The sequence below is a fragment of the Aliivibrio fischeri ATCC 7744 = JCM 18803 = DSM 507 genome (genome assembly GCF_023983475.1).
Lineage (GTDB): Bacteria > Pseudomonadota > Gammaproteobacteria > Enterobacterales > Vibrionaceae > Aliivibrio > Aliivibrio fischeri.
On the sequence record NZ_CP092713.1, the window covers coordinates 26,793 to 46,435 of the forward strand.

Annotated in this window: 14 protein-coding genes; 2 read left to right on the forward strand and 12 right to left on the reverse strand. The window is 37.5% G+C overall.

Annotation, left to right across the window (positions count from 1 at the left end; all coding sequences use genetic code 11):
• Window positions 1-80: 80 nt before the first annotated feature.
• From AVFI_RS13830 to AVFI_RS13845, 4 genes are all read right to left on the reverse strand, one after another.
• Window positions 81-1,706 carry a methyl-accepting chemotaxis protein gene (locus AVFI_RS13830; RefSeq protein ID WP_199414891.1) on the reverse strand — a complete coding sequence of 542 codons (1,626 nt, stop codon included), beginning with the start codon at window positions 1,704-1,706 and terminating at the stop codon, window positions 81-83.
• A 320-nt stretch (window positions 1,707-2,026) separates the two neighbouring features.
• Entirely contained in the window at window positions 2,027-3,277 is a 1,251-nt protein-coding gene (locus AVFI_RS13835) for an MCP four helix bundle domain-containing protein (protein WP_012535020.1), read from the reverse strand.
• Between the two features lie 236 nt (window positions 3,278-3,513).
• The gene (locus AVFI_RS13840) at window positions 3,514-3,966 is read right to left on the reverse strand and encodes an NfeD family protein (RefSeq protein WP_054775471.1); all 453 of its coding nucleotides are present in this window, start codon (window positions 3,964-3,966) and stop codon (window positions 3,514-3,516) included.
• 9 nt (window positions 3,967-3,975) lie between these two features.
• Window positions 3,976-4,899, reverse strand: coding sequence for an SPFH domain-containing protein (locus AVFI_RS13845; protein WP_011263064.1), 924 nt, complete (start codon window positions 4,897-4,899; stop codon window positions 3,976-3,978).
• A gap of 211 nt (window positions 4,900-5,110) precedes the next feature.
• Between AVFI_RS13845 and AVFI_RS13850 the strand changes: the two genes are divergently transcribed.
• A protein-coding gene (locus AVFI_RS13850; protein WP_408580437.1) for an IS3 family transposase occupies window positions 5,111-6,339 on the forward strand; the annotation gives its coding sequence in 2 pieces (ribosomal slippage) (window positions 5,111-5,474 and window positions 5,474-6,339; 1,230 coding nt in all).
• A 54-nt stretch (window positions 6,340-6,393) separates the two neighbouring features.
• Here AVFI_RS13850 and AVFI_RS13855 read toward each other — a convergent pair.
• The 8 genes from AVFI_RS13855 to AVFI_RS13890 form a co-directional block, all read right to left on the reverse strand.
• A complete protein-coding gene (locus AVFI_RS13855; RefSeq protein WP_188863904.1) occupies window positions 6,394-8,568 on the reverse strand; it encodes a TonB-dependent receptor in 2,175 nt (724 codons plus the stop codon).
• Window positions 8,569-8,661: 93 nt separating this feature from the next.
• On the reverse strand, window positions 8,662-9,960 hold the full coding sequence (locus AVFI_RS13860) for a lysine N(6)-hydroxylase/L-ornithine N(5)-oxygenase family protein (protein WP_199414917.1): 1,299 nt from the start codon (window positions 9,958-9,960) through the stop codon (window positions 8,662-8,664).
• A 28-nt stretch (window positions 9,961-9,988) separates the two neighbouring features.
• Complete coding sequence (locus AVFI_RS13865) at window positions 9,989-11,749, reverse strand: IucA/IucC family protein (RefSeq protein ID WP_188863909.1); 1,761 nt, start codon at window positions 11,747-11,749, stop codon at window positions 9,989-9,991.
• Window positions 11,749-12,660, reverse strand: coding sequence for a GNAT family N-acetyltransferase (locus AVFI_RS13870; RefSeq protein ID WP_188863905.1), 912 nt, complete (start codon window positions 12,658-12,660; stop codon window positions 11,749-11,751). The genes AVFI_RS13865 and AVFI_RS13870 overlap by 1 nt, the downstream gene beginning before the upstream one ends.
• A complete protein-coding gene (locus tag AVFI_RS13875; RefSeq protein ID WP_054776220.1) occupies window positions 12,653-14,428 on the reverse strand; it encodes an IucA/IucC family protein in 1,776 nt (591 codons plus the stop codon). Before AVFI_RS13875 ends, AVFI_RS13870 begins: the two co-directional genes overlap by 8 nt.
• Window positions 14,429-14,576: 148 nt before the next feature.
• Entirely contained in the window at window positions 14,577-16,580 is a 2,004-nt protein-coding gene (gene fhuB, locus AVFI_RS13880; protein WP_188863906.1) for a Fe(3+)-hydroxamate ABC transporter permease FhuB, read from the reverse strand.
• A 12-nt stretch (window positions 16,581-16,592) separates the two neighbouring features.
• The gene (locus AVFI_RS13885; protein ID WP_188863907.1) at window positions 16,593-17,486 is read right to left on the reverse strand and encodes an ABC transporter substrate-binding protein; all 894 of its coding nucleotides are present in this window, start codon (window positions 17,484-17,486) and stop codon (window positions 16,593-16,595) included.
• 38 nt (window positions 17,487-17,524) lie between these two features.
• A complete protein-coding gene (locus AVFI_RS13890; protein WP_054776219.1) occupies window positions 17,525-18,292 on the reverse strand; it encodes an ABC transporter ATP-binding protein in 768 nt (255 codons plus the stop codon).
• A gap of 134 nt (window positions 18,293-18,426) precedes the next feature.
• Between AVFI_RS13890 and AVFI_RS13895 the strand changes: the two genes are divergently transcribed.
• Window positions 18,427-19,632, forward strand: a complete 1,206-nt coding sequence (locus AVFI_RS13895) for an MFS transporter (RefSeq protein ID WP_017019342.1) — start codon at window positions 18,427-18,429, stop codon at window positions 19,630-19,632.
• The last annotated feature ends 11 nt before the right edge of the window (window positions 19,633-19,643 follow it).

A 19,643-nucleotide genomic window follows, 5' to 3' on the forward strand; every position in this document is an offset into this window, starting at 1 on the left:
TATTATTATTGATTTCCTATGGACTCATAAAAAAAGTGATGACATTTGCCATCACTTTGCTCTTTAAACTCAATCAAAAATTAAACTTTAAAGTACGATAAAGAAGTTTGTAATTTATTTGCTAACTGCGCTAATTCAACACTTGATTGAGCCGTTTGCTCTGCGCCTAGTGCAACTTCACTTGCCGATAGGCTCATGCTTTGAATGTTGCGACCAAGTTCTTCTGTTACTGAGTCTTGTTGGCTACATGCACTTGCAATTTGAATACTCGTGTCCGTTACTTTCATCATGGTTTCTTCAATCATTTGAATTGAGTTACCCGTTTGAACACTTTGCTCTACACACACACGGATCTTAGAACAACTTTGATCTGTCGCTGATTTAGCGTGTGCAGCACTTGCTTGTAACTTCTCAATGATTTCAACGATTTCACTTGTTGATGATTGAGTACGACCAGCAAGAGAGCGAACTTCATCGGCAACAACCGCGAAACCACGACCTTGCTCACCAGCACGTGCCGCTTCAATCGCTGCATTCAATGCTAATAGGTTTGTTTGGTCTGCAATGCCACGAATAACTTCAACAACTACGCTGATGTTATTTGATTCGCGCTCTAACTCTTCAACCAATTCACCTGCTTGCTCAATATCACGAGAAACAATCTGAATTTGCTCAATGTTAGATTGAACGTCTTGGTTACCTTGCTTCGCTTCTTCTGACGCTTCTAGAGCAGACGTTGATGCTGTTTCAGTGTTGTTTGCTACATCAGCAACTGTTGCCTTCATTTCTTCCATTGCAGCGGCAACCATAGTGATATCTGATTGCTGTTGTTGCATGCCACGTGAAGATTGCTCAGAGATCGCACTCATTTCTTCAACCGCAGCTGAAAGTTGAGTTACCGCAGAAATCGTATCTTCAATTAAAATACGTAATTGGTTCTGCATCTCAATATTAGTATCAGCCAATGCACCTAATTCATCATTACCAATTTCTTCACGATTAAGTTTAAACGTTAAATCACCCGATGCTATGGCTTTAGATTGCTCAACAACTAAGTTCAATGGGCGACAAATTTGGCGAGCTAAAAAGAAAGTAACAAAGATCATAAATGCTATTAATGCACTGAATGAGACTTTTGTTGCCATCGTTACACTATCAACACTACGCATAATTGAGGTACGGTTGTTCGCAACAAAACCTAAATTAGTTTCAACCAAAGCATCCATCGCATCACCTAATTCAAGAAACTGTGTAATAGATTTAGAAAGCTCTAATTGTGCTTGCTCAATATCTCTATTTTGAATCAACACTGGGAAGTTTTTTAAAAGATCTTCATACTTTCTCCAATGTGTTAAAACGCGATCAAAGACACGACGTTCATTATCACTACTTACCGTACTTTCATATTTTGCTAACTCAGCATTTATCATACTTTCCTGAGATGCCAATGTCGCAATCAAGTTTGGTAAATCTTCTTGCTTAAGTGTTAACCCGGCATATTGATTACGTCGATGCGTATTCATATCAAAATACAAATTCTCAACAGAAATAACACTAGGGACCGTTGAATCAGCAAAGTTAATAACCCTCTCTTCAACTTTATTTAATTCCTGCAATAAAAAAGTAGCAAATGCTACAATTACTAATGCAATAACTAAAAATACAGCGGCAATTTTATTGCGAACCGCTAAATTCTTATAACTCATAATTCACGACCTTTGGATTAATTTATATTTTTATTGTCATTATTTTTATTAGGTATCTGACAAGGGCGCGGAAGGTATACGAAATGATCATAAAAGTACATCAAATTATAAATATGATAAATATCAATAATTACAGCAAATTAGGGGTGGATATTAATCCAGTTAAGGCATTGAGGCAGGCTTGTAAAAAATGTGAACAATTTATCATATCGAATATAATAAATTATCCACTTTAGATAATATAATTGTGAAATTACTTTTTTTAAAGCTCAAAAGTCAAAATAATAACGTCAAATAAAATTATATCCATTATTATATAGTTACACTTTAAAATAAGATAAAAATGTTTGTAGTGTATTTGCTAATTGAGATAATTTTATTCTCGATTGCTCTATGTTTTTATACGTCATATTTTCTTGCAATGATTCTATAAACGTCACTGCTTTTTTCGTTGATAGTTGAGTATGACTAGCAAGAGCATGGGCTTCAGTAACCATCACCTCAAAACGAGCATTTTGTTTATCCAAAACAGCTGCTTCACTCGCAACATTAGTAGCAAATGTATGAGTTTCTTCAGCAATATTACTCATGATTTCAATGATACTATTTAATTTAATTGACTCTTTTTTAGGTTCATCAATAGCTGTTTTTATATCGTCAATTGCAGCGGCAACAACCGTAATATCTGACATTGCTGTCGTATTATCGAACGATTTTTCCGAACTATCATTCATTTCTTTCACTTCGACTGAAAGTTGAGTTACCGCTGAAATTGTATTTTCAATTAAAGTTCGCAGTTGATGCTGCATTTCAATATTCGTATCTGCTAATGCACCTAATTCGTCATTACCAATTTCTTCACGACGAAGTTCAAAAGTTAAATCTCCCGCAGCGATCGCTTTAGATTGCTCAACAACCAAATGTAATGGACGGCAAATTTGACGAGCTAAAAAGAAGGTTACAAAAATCATAAATGCAATTAATGCACTAAATGATACTTTTGTTGCAGTGGTTACATTATCAACACTATGCATGATGGCTGTGCGGTTATTCGCAACAAATCCTATATTGATTTGTATTAACCCATCTAATGCTGCCCCTACATTTTCAAATAAAATGAATGTATTCACTAACTCTTTCTGTGCTTGTTTGATTTCTTGGTTACTAACTAAGCTATTAAAACCTTTAAGTTGAGTCGTATAGGTTTGCCAACTATTTTTAACGCGATTAAAGATACGGCGTTCATGCTCAGTAATTACCGTCGCTTCATACGCAGCAAGTTCAGCTTTTATGTCATTTTCTTGCTTCGACAGAATAGTTAAAAAGCCTAATGCATCTTTCGTTTCATAATTTAATGCCGCATATTGATTTCGACGATATGCATTCATTTCAAAATATAATTCTTCTGCAGACAACACACTCGGTACTGTGGAGTCAGTAAAGTTAATTACTTCTGCTTCTACTTTATTTAATTCTTGTAAAAGGAATAGAGCAAATGCCACCATTACCAAACCAATAACAGAAAAAACAGTAGCAATTTTCTTTTGCACCGTTAGGTTTTTATAATCCATAATTTTTGTCCATTGAATTAACTTATAATTATTTTTATCGCCATAGCTATATTCTTTGGCTAGGATGCAAAAAGTAAAATAAAAAGGCACAAAAGTACATTAATTTATGAATATATGAATGCAAGATAATTATATTTGAAACAAAGAAATATCTTTCACAAAGAATATGTGAAAAAAGTGAATAATTCATTGCGGTTAAATACAACAAATTATCCACTTTAAATGAAAATGTTAAATTATTTTTTTACTGGTTCAATTGTCAAAATAATACCATCAACAGAAACTACTCGAACTAGCTTTCCTTTTTCTATATCAACGGCACTTTTAGCAGACCATGTGGTATCACCTAATACAATTCGACAAGAACCTGCATGAACATCTTCTTCCAAACGAGATGTTTGACCAATCAGTTGCTTATCTTTTTGATTAAGCGCTCTTTTTGCATCAGAACTCATGTCTTTTTTATGCTGATAGCGCCACCATAACCAAGTCGTAAAGAGTGAAAAAACAGCAAAACTGATCCACTGCATTTGCCAACTAAGTGGTATCACGGCATATAACGCTCCAACAGCCACCGCTGATAGCCCTATCCACAAAAAATAGCCCGCCGTTCCTAATAATTCACCAGCAAGTAGTAACAACCCTAAAGTCAACCAGTGCCAATGATTCATCTGTTCAAAAAACTCCATGGTGAACTCCTATTTTTGGACCTCTTTATCTGCTTTGAACATCTCAGCAATGCCAGCAACAGAGCCCATTAAACCTGTTGCCTCTAATGGTAGCATAATAATTTTGCCATTCTCTGCTTGGCCAATCGATTTAATTGCCTCAGTATAACCTTGAGCGATAAAGTAATTAACGGCTTGAACATCACCTTGAGCAATCGCTTCTGATACCATTCGGGTTGCGTTAGCCTCTGCTTCAGCCGCACGTTCACGAGCTTCTGCTTGCAAGATTGCAGCTTGCTTATCACCCTCAGCTTTAAGAATTTCAGCTTGCTTATGACCTTCTGCTTTTAGGATCTCAGCTTGACGTACCCCTTCCGCTTCTAGTACATCTGCTCGTTTATTACGTTCAGCTTTCATTTGAGCATTCATTGCAGCAGTTAGATCTGCTGGTGGTTGCACGTCTTTAATCTCAATACGAGTGACCTTTACACCCCATGGATTGGTTGCAGCATCGACAATCGCTAACAGTTTTACGTTAATCATATCTCGCTGGCTTAGCATTTCATCTAGTTCCATCGAGCCTAAAACGGTACGCATGTTCGTTAATGTAAGATTACGAATAGCATGTTGAAGGTCACTGACTTCATAAGCGGCTTTTGCTGCATCAACAACTTGAACAAAACAAACCGCATCAATCGTTACATTGGCATTATCTTTGGAAATCACTTCTTGCGCTGGAATATCAAGAACCTGTTCCATCATATTGATTTTCTGTCCGATACCATCAATAAATGGAATAATAATATTCAAACCAGGTTGCAATGTTTGGGTATATCGTCCAAAACGTTCTACGGTCCAATTATAGCCTTGAGGTACCATTTTAACCCCTAGAGCAATAAGAACTAAGACCAAGAAAACCAAAACGCCGATGGTAATTAATGTGTCATATGTCATTCGCTGTCATCCTTTTCTAATTTATAAATAGCTAAACTTTTTACACCTTATAAATAAAATGCTTATATTTCAATCATACCGAATTATTACCATCAATACATGGACACACTCGGCAGTTATTAATAAAAATAAGGCTACCTCATAAAGATAGCCTTATTGATTTTATTTACTGTCTCGTCCTGAAATGTGTTTACACATTTAGGACTTTTATATGACAAATCAAGAAAAAACAAAGAATAAGCGAACTCAACGCGATTATTCATTAGGCTTTAAATTGCAGCTTGTTGCCGCTATAGAAAAAGGCGATATGACCTATAAGCAAGCTCAAAACATTTATGGCATTCAAGGTCGATCTACCGTACTTACTTGGTTAAGAAAACACGGTAAGATGGACTGGTCTCAATCACCTAAGATTATTATGCCTAAATCCCCGAAAGCGAAAGAATCGCCTGCACAAAAAATTAAACGTTTAGAGCGAGAGCTTGATGATGAAAGAATGCGTAATTTATTACTTAATGAAGTAGTGAATATCATGGACGCAGAACATGGTGCAGGCCTTAGAAAAAAGTATATTGCCAAGGAGCAAGAAGTCTTCAAAAGCAGAAAATGATCAGCTTAGAGCGAGCTAGTCAGCTACTTGGCATTACAAGACAATGTATATACCAACAAGAACGTAGAGCTCTGAAACGTGCCGTTGAACTTTCACCGGTTAAAAATATGGTGCAAGAAATTCGTCGATATATGCCTCGTATTGGAGGTAAAAAATTATATTTTTTACTTAAGCCCAAATTCATCACTCATGGCATAAAGTTAGGCAGAGATAACTTTTTTTCCTATTTAAGAAATGAGTGCTTATTAGTAAAACCTAAACGAAGTTATACAAAAACTACCTATAGTAAGCATTGGATGAAAAAACATCCTAATTTACTTAAAGAAGTAACACCTCAAGCATCTGAAGAGGTTTTTGTTAGTGATATCACTTACGTTCAATCACAAAAAGGTATTCATTATTTATCTTTAGTAACAGATGCTTATAGTCGAAAGATAATGGGATATGAATTAAGTGATGAAATGAAAGCTACTGATGTAGTCAAAGCTCTTGATATGGCGATAGATAGCCGTCAATATCAAAGGAGTACGATTCATCATTCAGACCGAGGATTACAGTATTGTTCAAAGGTTTATCAGGAAAAATTGAATAAAAATGATATTAAGCCATCAATGACGGATGGTTATGATTGCTATCAAAATGCATTAGCAGAGCGAATAAATGGGATACTTAAACAAGAGTTTCTTTTGTATGACTGTAAAGATTTAGAGGAGTTAAGGCATTTAGTTGAAGAATCTATTTTTATTTATAATGAAATGCGGCCACATTTAAGCTTGGGAATGAGTACACCAAATCAAGTACACAAAAAAGCCAAGTGCGTACGCACTTAGCTTTCAATTAAAAATCGTCAACGTATTTTAGGACGAGACATACAAAAGAATCAGTTAGTAAGTCACTTGGTAGTTAAGAGTGTAGGTGCGGCCACGACCTTTATAATCATATGCAGCTGCATCATAATGGCTAGAATATAAGATCTGAGCTCGTTGTCCCCAAGCCGTTGTATAATCTTTATTAAACAAGTTTTGAATACCAAAACCTAAACTTCCTACTGGCAATTCATAACTACCCATTAAGTCAAACACGGTATAACCAGATAATTCATTATCACTTGAATCTTTATAATCGAACATAGTTTGGCTTTGAACTTTTAGCGCCAAATCAGATTCATACCAACCAACCCAGGAGTTTGCTTTAGATGTACTTGCCTCACCCGCACTTAAATCGTCCCATTTCCCATCCGTTTGTAATTCTGAAATAACATAATGACCAGAAGCCCCTACTTGAAGGTTATCCATCACCCAATACGATACTAATGCTTCAGCACCGTAAACTCGTTTTTCATTATCTACATCTTCAATTAACAACGTTTTCTTATTGTATTTAACTGAATTATCCGATTGAGAAAAGTACGCCGCAGTTTGAAAACTCAAAGCACTTTGATCAGTTCTAAAACCAACTTCATAGCTGTTTGTTTTTATTCCTGACATTTTAGAACCAGCAACATTAATGCTATTTTGAAGCGTATAATGACCATTTGCATCCGCTGCAGAATACGAACCTTGTCCATAATATTTAGCAGGGTCAGCCAAATCAAAACCTTGAGAGAAATTCGCCCATATTTGTGATTCTGGAGTCAATTTATATATCGTGCCAAGGTTAAATAAACCAACGGTATAATCTGTCTCACCTCCAGGGACGGCATCAGCTGAAACACCATTTCCCGCAGCAATTTTCTTTTGAATCTTATAATCGACAAAATCATCGATCTTATTATTCATATATTGATAACGATAACCGCCCTCAATAGACCAATCATCAGTGATATTAATATCGGCTTGAATAAAACCAGCAACAGAGCCAACTTCTACGCCTGGATAGCGCCCAACTTTTGCATACGTTTTATTAACCAAATTTCCAGAGTTATTGGCAATTGTTGGATCAAATAAAGCCTGATTACTATCAAACTTATCCATGTACGCATCAACACCATAAACCAAATTCACTTTTCCAAATGATTTCGCAAGTGCTGTTTTTAAAGAGATAACATCCGTCGTTTGCTGAGAGGCACTTTGATAATATGGCGTATAAGTTTGATCTTCTTTACGATAAGACGCCTCTACAACTAACTGGTGACCTAACACTTCTGAATCACTATAAGCAGCACTTAACATAATACGTTCAGTACCATGTTGGCGATCCGACTCAAACCCTTTTCTTACATCAATAAACTTATAATTTTTAATGTAAAGACCGTAAGGGGAGTCTTGTTGGCTATCATAATATTGAGCTAAAAAATTGATGTTCTTCGTATCAGAGATAGCGACATCTACCGTACTTTGTAAGTCAATTGTCTCATTATATTGTAATGAACCTTGAGAAATATCAGGCGTAACAATATCACCATTGGCATCATAATATCCCTGAGTTTCAGTATATACAGCAGACACTCTCGCTTTTACTTTCTCTGTACCACCAGATATGGATTGTGCAAGTTTATAATCGAAATCATCTCCGCTATTAAAGCCCGAACTGCCACTCACATAACTTTCAAATTGCAATTCATCACTGTCTGCTTTTTTTGTAATGATGTTAATTACACCGCCAGTAGCACCCGCACCATAAATCGAAGTTGCGCCAGAGAGTACTTCAATTCGCTCAATATTAAATGGGTCAATCGCATCAAGCTGACGACTGATTGGGCGAGAAGATTGCAACGAAACACCATCAATCATCACAAGCATTGCACGGCCACGTAAATTTTGACCGTAATTGGTTCTTGCACCACTACTTACATCTAAGGATGGAATCGTCGTTGCCAAAATCTCACCCAGTGTTTTACCACCACGGTATTCTTGTTCAATTTGCTCCGAATCAACAAACCATACTGTTCCTGGAATTTCACTGATAGCTTTAGGTGTCCGGCTTGAAACAACCACCATGGTTTCTTCAGTTGTCGATGTATATTCCTCTGCCTGAACTGACATAGCAGCACTCGTCGTTGCAACAGCGACTGCCATTGCAACTAAAGTTAACGGATAATTCCCTTTTTTAACGTTCATCTACTTTCTCTTTTTATATTATTATCACAACAAATGAATACGAATGATAAAAATCCGTATTCAACTATTTTTATAAAACCAAACTATAAAGATCTACACAGTTGAGGGTTCGCACACCTTAGGTTCTGAGATCCAATCAATCATTCCAGGGTTAGATGCAATGTCATATACCACAGTGCCTGTTAACTGATTAATAATACGAGCACTACGCCATGCCATTAGGCTCAGCTGGGGCTCTGCAATACCATGACTATGCATACCAGCATTAACAGCAAATATCTTGTTGTTCTTGCTGCCTTTCCATTTCAATTCAAATTCAGGCGTTAATTGATATCGACCTTGATCATCAAGATCCAACAAAGGAAGGATGGAGTTTAAACAAGCCGGATAAGGAGACTTAAAACCAGTCGCTAAAATGACAATGTCCGCTTGATGTATTTCTAACTGCTGGCTTAATGCATTATGAATACCTAGCGAAAATTCAAACTCATTAATATTCAATGAATTCATCGTTCTATGTGGTAATAAACGAACCCATTTATCTTCTTTTAGTACATCAAAACGATGGTATAACTCTCGATATATGTCTAATAGTGCAAGTTGAGTTATGCCGTCTGAAGTGAGTTTTTGTGCCTCAATTTCTGATTGTTTAACATTAGGAGCCAAGTTAACAAACGCATTCACATAATCAGGAGTAAAAAATTCATTAGTAAATGATGCTTCGTCTAATGGTTGAAAATTAGAGCGTCGTGAAACCCAATCTAATGAAGCAGGTTTACCCCATTTTTCTCGCAGTACATTTATAAATATATCTGCACCACTTTGGCCACCACCCACAATCACAACACGCTTATTCGTAAAATCACGCGAACGTAATCCCATTTCCGCGGCATGAAAAACACTTGGACCTATATGTGGAACGGCACACTCAGGAATAAAAGGAACCTTACCAGTACCAATGCATAAGTTTTTCGCCTCATACACTCCATTAGTCGTTTGGATTTCAAACGAATCACCGTTAAATTCTACATTCTCAACATGGGTTGAGAATTTCACGTTACTTAATTGCTGAGAAACCCATGCCAAATAATCTGAAAACTCATGACGACTAATACAACTTAATTCTGCGGATAAAAACCGATAGAATTTCTTATTCTTCACTAAATAAGATAAAAAAGAGTAAGGACTTTCAGGATACACCGCACTAACTAAGTCTTTTAAAAACATCGTCTGCATATTGGTGTTATCAAGTAACAAGCCGGGGTGCCAAGCAAAAGACTCTCGACTTTCAAAAAAGGTCGCATTAATGTGTTTTTGAGGCTCCAAAAGCGACGCTATGCTTAAGTTAAAGGGACCAACACCGATCCCTGCCAAATCCAATCTGACTGTCATGTTATTATTTCTCCATTTAATATTATTGTTATTGATTTAAAGCGATGTACAGTGGGTTATCTACCTTATCGTCCATATCTGGAAGCATACGAGAAGCACTCGAATCCGTACTATGTCGAAACTTAGCTAAATTAAGCCCTATACGTAATATTCTGGGTTTAAACAGATCTAAACGTTCAAATCTGTCTTTATATTCAGGAGTCATAGCCATATAAGTGTGAACTCGTTGAGCAAGTACCTTATAAAACTCGATTTCAGGCAACCCTAAAGTTTCGACAAGTGGCGAGATAAAGCGAAGAACCGTAACGAAATGACCTGTTTGCAAATCATGAATAATTAACTCTTCAGGTAATTTAACTGTCACTTCTTTAACTAAAGGAGCAAGGGTTTCTTGCTCTGGAATATCTCGCTCAACAAGGCGCATATCTCCCTGAAAATCCTTCAATAAAATGCGCTGTGGTATCCCATCTTCCATAACTAACGTTACGTTTTGCCCGTGCGCAATGAGGGATACACCATATTTACAGAGTAAGTGATAAAAAGGGATCACAACGGCATCAAACAGCTTATCTAACCACGCTTCTATTGATAATCCAGAGGCTTGAATATACTCAGAAATCAGAGGCACACCAGATTCATCAGACTCCATCAGTGCGGCCATTAATATCGCACTCTCATTTTCACCAAGTTTAGATTGCGCTGATTCTCTCCATATCACACCAAGCAATTCATGATAACGATAAGGGGCATCTGTCAATAGCTTATAGTCAGCCTGAGCAACGAACCCTGCTGCTGGCTCTTGTAACACTTCGGCTTTTTTATCAACGAATAAAGGATCCGATTTAAAAATAGAATCCAACCAATCGGATGCTATTGGCCCCGCAAGAATATAACGACCCGGAATACCACGATAACAAGAAGTATTCATGATTGTTAAAGGCAGTTTAATATCATAGCTCTCTGGACGCGTTACATTACTCAACGTTCTAATTGATAATTGAGGTAAAAATTCATCTCCAAATTTCCCCAAGTAAACCAACGTTTTCTCAGCCATTTCTCTAGAAAATAGAATTGATAATTTTTGCTCCCACTGCCAAGGGTGCACAGGTACAAAAGTATATTCGCTACTATCAACATTAAATGACGAAAGCTGTGAATTCATAACATGAAATTCAGCATTACTCACCGCAGAAAGTACCAAGCATTTCCAGTCCACTTTGCTATTGGTCGCTTTCTCTAAAATGGATTCATGTACCGCAACCCAAGCTAACTGAAATGCTCGCTCAGCCTCTGGGGCGTATAATGAAAGATCTTGTGTTCCCCACCCTCTACGTCCCTTATTAAAAGCAAACTTAGGATGACCATTAAACAGAAGCTGCTGTTGTTCACATGATAAAAAAGCCAGCCCATTTGCAGAGATATTCATTTTACGCTGTGCAAGCTTGCAATCACCTAACAAGGTGGCATTCAAATCTTCAAAATGTTCAGCTAACGATTCATCACCAATGTTAATAACACGCTGAACATCCATCATAAATTGCGTTGCTAATACATCAGAATTCAGACTTTTCTGTTTACGAATTAACGAAGTCGGTTCGATAACTATTTGCCCCCAAATATTAGTTTTACCTAAGAATTGGTAACAAACACCATCATCCAGCCTCAATACATAGCCTTGGTTATTTTGCTCTATTTTAAACGCTTGTTCATAAGCTAACTCACTGATTAATTTAGCCACCATTTTACGGTTTGCCGCTGGCCAGTGAGTATGTAACGCAATTTGCTCCATCACCACTGCTCCAAAAAGAATGCCTGTCTTTTAATCATCATTAATGCTGAGCGTTTATGAGGGAAATTAAATTCAAAACATTTTTTGTATCCAACTTCTTGTATGCGATTGAATAAACGGTGATTGTCCGCTCTTGGCTCCAATACAATTCGCTGAGTTCTCGCCTCATCAATAAAGAGGTAATGACTGATCGCTCGCATCCAACAATTAAAATACTCTGGTCCTCTAAATGCTTGCTCCCCCACCAAAAGATGAATCCCACGATCATAAGGTTGAACATCGTAATACGGACTTAATCTGTCTTCACTTACCCAATATGCTTCAACATAACCAAATGGTTCACCATTAAACTCACCAATAAGAGGAATAATATGTGAGTCATCCAACCGCTCTTTAATGAATTCAGCCAACTTTTCATAACTCCATGCTTGCTCCCAGAAATTAGCAACTCGAGGATCATTCATCCATGCAGTAAATCGCTCTAAATCCTTTTCAAGATCAAACACTCTAAAACTAATTTCTGCATCAATATTATGATCATAGCGTTGATACACTTTTCCTTTTGGCATTTCAGGGCGCAACGGATGAGGGCGGTACTGTAATAGTGTCTGAACTTCTCTCCAAGGAAACAGGGTAGAGGGTGAATGCAAATGCCATGGTTCAACTTGTTGATAAAACCCTTCTCTTGATAACCTATTTTGATAAAGGCTAGGAAGTGATTGAACCAATAGACTTGGTATCTCGGATCCAAAATAAATTTCAGAGATAATTGAGTTGGTACTAAAAATATGATCAATTTCTTGTAAAGACTTCTTGATAAGCTGAATGTCTTCAAGATCCTGATTTGAAACCGTAAAAGTGATTGTGGGGCTTGGCTCTACATTAAAAATGAGCGTTGTATATTTACACATTCATCGCATCCTTTATATGAACTAGTGGATTAGGTAAATCAAAATAAATAACTGATGGATCAGGAATTGAGTTCTCATTCATGTTTTGCAAATAACAATAAAAATTACCTTTGCAGCACAACGCTTCACTCTCTAATACATAATCTAAACAACGAGGATCCTTTACGCCTTTTGCTTTTAATACCTCAAGTTGTTTGCGCAACTCTTGTAATAAAGTTTGCTCACTCACGCCACAATAAGCTGAGATAGATGCAATGACATTAAACGTAGAGTTGATAATTAAATAATAAGCAAAATAGCGCCTTACCTTGTCATAATTCCAATAGTTTTCAATATCTTGCTTAGTCTGTTTTAAAGCTTCAGGAAAACGCTCAAACGCTAAGTCCGTGTATCCCGTTCCTTGACAATCACGATAATACATACCGATAGGAAACCCTGATTTCATCTGCATAACAATATTCTGCTGATGAGCTAAAAAAACTAAGCCATAATTAGCCTGAAGGTTAAATAAAGGAATAACCGTATACTGACAATAAGCACTAAACCATTGCTCTGCGACTTGAGATAACGACAACTGAGACAAATTTGCATAATGCTTGATTCTTTTCGCTAATAAGCTTTCACCACCATAAGGATTTTGTTGTGTTAATGTAGCAAGAACAACGGCTTCTTCTTCCGGTTTTGAGCTTAATGGGTTATCACGAAACGCCACAAGACTCTCGTCTATCTCTTCACCCATTTTGTTGGTTAATCCCAAATAACTGGGTTCTTGCATAACTTGAAACCCTTGTTCTTGTCCCAATTCATTATTTAACTCAGTATCATGAAATAATTGGTTTAATCGGGTTCCGCGTATCACTTCTTTTAAAGATAAATTACGAATGGAATTGGTTAACTTCACACTTAATGAAAACTTCAGCATATACGGTAAAGTTGGTGAATACAGTGAACGAGTTGATGAGGTTGGATACCATGTTGAACCGATCTCACCAAGCTCTCTAATTAACCCAGACTGAATATAAGATTGAATATCTTCATGCTCTTGTAAGGTCGTCCACTGCCAAGGATGAACGGGAAAAAGGTGTTCCCCTTCTTGAATAACACCACTCAAGGCTAAAGATAAAAGGTGATCTTGAGAAACCAGTTGCTCTAATCGCTCTTTCGCATTGTACTGGCCAGAAGAACCAGAAATAAGAATTGATGAATCAACAGCTAACCAACATAAAGCAAACTCACCACCTAGCTCAGGAGAATACTTTCTCGCATCTTCTTCACTGAATTGCTCACGACTTTTAGGGGCAGGATGGAAAGAGTGTCCAATCAGTAAACCTTGTTCTGCTTGTTGAAAATTTAATGCTTCAGAGAATAGAATCGGTGAATATGGGTTATTTCTGACGCCAATATACGTATTACTGTAACTTTCATTTACTCGCTCTAGAAACGTTTCTTTCTGCTCTTTCGTTATAAGCCCTACCAAGGCTGGTTGTTCTAATATTTTCTCTACGACCTCTTCAAAGCCGATGGCTCTGGACTTCTCTGCATACAATACAGCAGGGAAGCAATACTCATGTAAGCCAACTGATGAAACGTAATTTAATGGAATTTGAATCTCATCAGAGCCACCTAAAGGGATTCGATAATAAGCTTCATATTGATTTTTCACTATTTGAATTGCAGCACATTCTCTAGCCAAAGAATTAAGGAAACAGGCAGCAGGAACATCATTTCCTCCCCTTATTGCGTAGTCAAACTCATCATTAGTTTTCATAACATTTCCGTTGTTTTTAATTAACGAATGCGAATGCTAATGATTCTCATTAAAATGATCAACTGTTTTTTAACGAATTTATAAAATAATTTGGATTTTGTGCTACACCATAAAAATATGTTTAATATCAATAATTAAAACAAGGATATTACTTTCGCATTAAATATAAGAAGTAAATACCACCAATTAATGATGCTAATAATCCTGCTGGGAATTGCCATGGAAACCACATCACTCGGCCTATCCAATCCGCTAAAATCATTAAACAACCGCCTAACAAACTCGCAGCAATGAGTTGATGTGAAGCTTGATATTGATGAAGAGAGCGTGCCATGTGGGGAGCTAATAAGCCAATAAAACTAAGAGGCCCAATAATAATCGTACATAGCGTGGTTAAGGCGGCGACAAACAACAATAAAAACAATCGAACTCGGCGACAACATAAACCAACACTACTCGCTACTGTGTCTCCTAATCCCATTAAATCTAGCCATCGATGAGATTTCATCGCGAAAATAAAAAACAACAACACCCCTATCGCAAGTAAATACACATCACTCATCGAGACTAAATAAGTTGAACCTGACAACCAGGTTAATAGCGCTTTAACGTTATCTTGCCCTGATGATAAGGCAATTCGTAAAAACGCATCTAACCCTGCGCTTAAGGCTATTCCTGTTAGTAGCATTTGAGTTGGAGCAAAATGATGTTTTCTTCCCATAATCCAAATAACAAACGTGACGATTAATGCCCCTAAAGTACCCAGTAACATCTGTTCATGCCTATCTATTGCAATACCAGAAACTGCGCCTAAAACTAATGCCAGTGCCGCACCAGAGCTAATTCCTAAAATCTCAGGGCTTGCCATTGGGTTCATTGAGACTCTTTGGATCACGGTCCCAGCAATGGCTAACCCAACCCCGGCTAAGAACGCAACAAATACCCGTGGTATTCTTAACTCGATAATGGATATGTCAAAGGCTACCGCCCAGCCAAGTTGCCCTTTTCCAAGTAGTACTGCTGCGATAAACAAAACAACAATCAAAAAAGACAATGGAACAACAACATGTCTAAGGCTTCTTACTCGATATACAATTTGCGAGGTTTCTCTCACCTTCATGTCTGACTGTAATTGTTGGCGATTTAATAACCATAATAAAAAAGGAGCACCAAGTAATGCTGTCATGGCTCCCGTAGGCAATAGCTCACCACCCACACCTGAAAATGGTTGTATAATTAAATCAGCAAATAAAAGCATTGCACTGCCAATAATGCCACTCATTAAAATTTGATTAGGTAATCCTCTTGCACCGCACATTCGAGCTATTGCTGGAGCAACGATCCCGACAAAACCAATCAAACCAACTTCACTTACCACTGCTGCGGTAATAAATATAGCTAAGGTCAACGATATAACTTTAATCTGCTTTATATTAATGCCGATAGAGGAAGCTACATGATCACCTAATTGAAGTGCGGACAAGGGGCGAGCAAGTAACAAGATCGTGATAACAGGAAAGGTAATCAATGGAATAAGCCTTGATACACTACTCCAATCATTTTGATTTAATGTACCCGCCCCCCATACAAATACACTAGTTAATTGTTGCTCATTAAGTAACAACAACATGGTATTTAAAGACCCAAAAAAAAGGCTAACAACCATTCCAGCTAGCACCATATGAACTGGTGAAAAACCACGTTTTACCGACAATAAAAACACTAACCCGGTGGCAAATGCTCCGCCTAAAAATGCAGGAATAAAACCACTAATAGAACTACTAACAGGTAAAAACAAAATACCAAGAACCATCCCCAATTCAGCTCCAGCAGCAACCCCTAACGTCGTTGGTGAAGCGATAGGGTTACGTAATACAAACTGCATAACACAACCAGCAATTGCCAAACCAAAACCTGATAGCACAGCAATGGATAAACGAGGAAGATAAGTTAAATACGTAATTAATTGTTGATAATCAGATGAATCATAATGAAATACGGTTTTCCATAATAAATCGATGCCTTGAGAATAAGGAGCCGTCCATTGCAATAAACTCAATAAAACAATACACATCAAGACAATAATGCCAATATTTAGCCCTATTCTACTGCTACCTATTTTAGGCTTACCTAGTACTCTTGATACACGCATTCGTTTTATCCGTTATTGAGTCAATTGTTGAGTTATATGATCACTGAAACGTTGTGCCGAAATTAACCCACCAAAAGTCCAAATAGCAGGAAGTTCATAAACTGAACCGGTACGTGTAAATGCCATCGCTTGCCACAAGGCGGATTGAGTCAGTTTTACTTTCTCTTCTTCCTTTAATGGACCAAAGATAAGCACATTCGCTTGTTGATATTGCGCGAGTTTCTCAATACCTGCGGTCGTGAATCCCCATAAATTTGTCGGTTCATGCCAAGCGTTTGTTAACCCCATAGCATTGATTGTCGATTGTGCTAATGATCCCTCACTATGAATACGAACGGTTTTGTCATTAATAAAACGAACAAAAAGCAGCGGCTTTTCTTGTTGTTGCAAGTGTCGTATTTTGTCGCCATTCTCAATCAGTTTTTTTTCCGTTTGGTCGATCAATTGTAACGCTTGCTGTTCTTTATCCAACAAACGGCCTAACTGAATAGTTATGTCTTTCGCAGCAATTAATGGCGATTTTTTATTGCTATAGACGGTATAAACCAAAGTGGGAGCAATCGTGCTTAATTTCTCATACATCGCACTCATGTGCTGACTAATCAAAATAACATCAGGGTTCAACTCTGTAAGCAACTCTAAATTTGGCTCTCGTCGTGAACCTACATCCAATACGTTCGAAGGTAACTTAGGAGCCATCACCCACGCTTGATATCCTTTCGCATCCGCAACGCCCAATGGTTCCACTCCCAAACTTAAAACGGTTTCGGCTAACACCCAATCTAACGCTACAATTTTTTGTGGCGTAACCTCAACCTCTGTAGAGCCTAATTCGTGCTTAATCTCAATCGCTTGTGAAGACATAGCATATAGAGCCAACATAATCAGGCTAATCACTTTATGCATGTTTTGTTTTCCTTTTCTGATTATCTTATTTCCATCAATTAAGGGATGTAACTGATCACTTTCCCTGTATCAGGATGAGAAAATAACGCTAAATCCATACCGTAAATTTGCTTTAACGTTTGAGTATTCATCACACTCTCTGGCGATCCTTGCGCAATAACACATCCAGAATACAGAGCAATCAAATGATCGCTAAATTTCGCAGCCATATTGATATCATGTAATACCATAATGACGGTTAGATTTAGGGTTTGATTTAACTCTCTTATCAAGGCCAATAATTCATATTGGTGTGCAATATCTAATGCTGATGTGGGTTCATCCAATAAAATACACTGACTTTGTTGAGCCAATAACATTGCAACCCAAGCCCTCTGCCTCTCACCACCAGATAATGTCGCGACAAAACGATCTCGAAATGGCGTCAACCCCACCTTTTCAATTGCCTCATCGACCAATTGATTGTCTTTTTTACTATAGCGTCCAAATGCTCCTTTCCATGGATAACGTCCAAAATAAACCAATTCACGAACCGTCACCCCATCAGTAATCGGAGGGTGTTGAGGTAAATAAGCAACCTGCAATGCAAAATCTTGCTGTGAAAGTTGGTTAATTGATTTGTCATCAAATAGCACATGACCTGATGACGGTGTATTTTGACGACTAAGTAATTTCATTAGTGTAGATTTGCCGCACCCATTGTGTCCTAAGAGCGTGGTAACTTTATTGGTAGGAAAAGATAAACATGTAGGAGATAAAATTGTTTTTCCGTCGATTTCAAACGACGCATCGACAAGCTGATACATGAGGGTAATAAAATAATCTGTCCATGAATGATGAGCAGACCTTAACATAAAGAAATGTTAATGATAATTATTTTTATTCACATATTTTAAAAAGTAAGATATAAAGAGCGAGACATTTAAAACAGGAAGTTCTAATGCCCTCTTTTTTCGACAAAAATACCTATGCATCAATTCAACTCATCATTATTGGGTTAATAGCCGCGCTAATGGGAATTGGGCAAAACGGCTTACTTGTCTCACTTCCATTTTTAGTCACTCATTCAGCTTTTGCACTACCGACGTGGTCAATTGTAATTGCAGTTGGTAGCTTTCTCTTTCTACCCTCAGCACCATTTTGGGGAAAGTACAGCGATAAAAAAGGCCCTAAATTTGTAGTATTACAAGCTCTATTTGGAATGAGCTTCAGTTTCTTACTTCTACTTACTTTTACATTTTTCAGTAATGATCATCCCAATTACGCTGGTTTTTGTTTGATCGGGTTGATTGTTGCGCGAGTAATCTACGGCTGCACCGTTTCTGGAATGGTTCCAGCTAGCCAGCATTGGGCCATTCTTCTATGTGGTGAGAATAATCGATTACAAGCCATTACATCCGTTAGCATTGGATTAAGTTTAGGCCGCCTTCTTGGGCCAATATTATCTATTCTACTATTAAAATCGGGGCCCTATTCACCACTAATTATGATGATTTGCTTCCCCCTTCTCGCTCTATTCGCCGCTTTTATGTTGCCAAGCCCATCGAAAATAAATAAACACAATAAATCGTCTCACCAAGTAAGTTCTTTTATTCCAAATGTAAGATTAATGCCCTACCTACTCACAGGGCTATTCTTGTGCTTAACCATTGCGCTATTGCAATACAGTTTCTCGCCGTTAATTGAAGACATTACCCATTGGTCCACCAATAAAATCAGTGATGTGATTGGAATACTATTAACCATTAGTGCAGCAGTGACCTTAATCACCCAAGTCTTCGTCATCAAAAAGAAAAAAATACAAATCACTACCATGTATTACTTAGGAGCAATCTGCTTGCTACTGGGCTATCTAATATTCACTCTACATTCAATATGGCTATTAGGAATTGGAATGGCAATAACCGCCTGTGGAGCGGCCTTATTAGTGCCTGCCTATACAACAAAGGCCACCTCTATAGATAAAGATAATCCTGGTTCTGTGGCTGGCTATATATCCATGTCACACACTCTTGGTTACGGCATTGCTTCATTATTTGCTTATACTGCAACCATTTCACCGATTTACCCTATCTACCTTTGTATTCTATTTTCTGTAGGCATTTTAATCATTGCTTTCATGAAGCCTCAAATAAACAAGACATAGCAAGGAGTACT

Bases quoted from the DNA above. Each gene is read 5' to 3' on its own strand.
- AVFI_RS13830 (WP_199414891.1), bottom strand. From the start codon at position 1,706: ATGAGTTATAAGAATTTAGCGGTTCGCAATAAAATTGCCGCTGTATTT.
- AVFI_RS13835 (WP_012535020.1), bottom strand. From the start codon at position 3,277: ATGGATTATAAAAACCTAACGGTGCAAAAGAAAATTGCTACTGTTTTT.
- AVFI_RS13840 (WP_054775471.1), bottom strand. From the start codon at position 3,966: ATGGAGTTTTTTGAACAGATGAATCATTGGCACTGGTTGACTTTAGGG.
- AVFI_RS13845 (WP_011263064.1), bottom strand. From the start codon at position 4,899: ATGACATATGACACATTAATTACCATCGGCGTTTTGGTTTTCTTGGTC.
- AVFI_RS13855 (WP_188863904.1), bottom strand. From the start codon at position 8,568: ATGAACGTTAAAAAAGGGAATTATCCGTTAACTTTAGTTGCAATGGCA.
- AVFI_RS13860 (WP_199414917.1), bottom strand. From the start codon at position 9,960: ATGACAGTCAGATTGGATTTGGCAGGGATCGGTGTTGGTCCCTTTAAC.
- AVFI_RS13865 (WP_188863909.1), bottom strand. From the start codon at position 11,749: ATGGAGCAAATTGCGTTACATACTCACTGGCCAGCGGCAAACCGTAAA.
- AVFI_RS13870 (WP_188863905.1), bottom strand. From the start codon at position 12,660: ATGTGTAAATATACAACGCTCATTTTTAATGTAGAGCCAAGCCCCACA.
- AVFI_RS13875 (WP_054776220.1), bottom strand. From the start codon at position 14,428: ATGAAAACTAATGATGAGTTTGACTACGCAATAAGGGGAGGAAATGAT.
- fhuB (WP_188863906.1), bottom strand. From the start codon at position 16,580: ATGCGTGTATCAAGAGTACTAGGTAAGCCTAAAATAGGTAGCAGTAGA.
- AVFI_RS13885 (WP_188863907.1), bottom strand. From the start codon at position 17,486: ATGCATAAAGTGATTAGCCTGATTATGTTGGCTCTATATGCTATGTCT.
- AVFI_RS13890 (WP_054776219.1), bottom strand. From the start codon at position 18,292: ATGTATCAGCTTGTCGATGCGTCGTTTGAAATCGACGGAAAAACAATT.
- AVFI_RS13895 (WP_017019342.1), top strand. From the start codon at position 18,427: ATGCCCTCTTTTTTCGACAAAAATACCTATGCATCAATTCAACTCATC.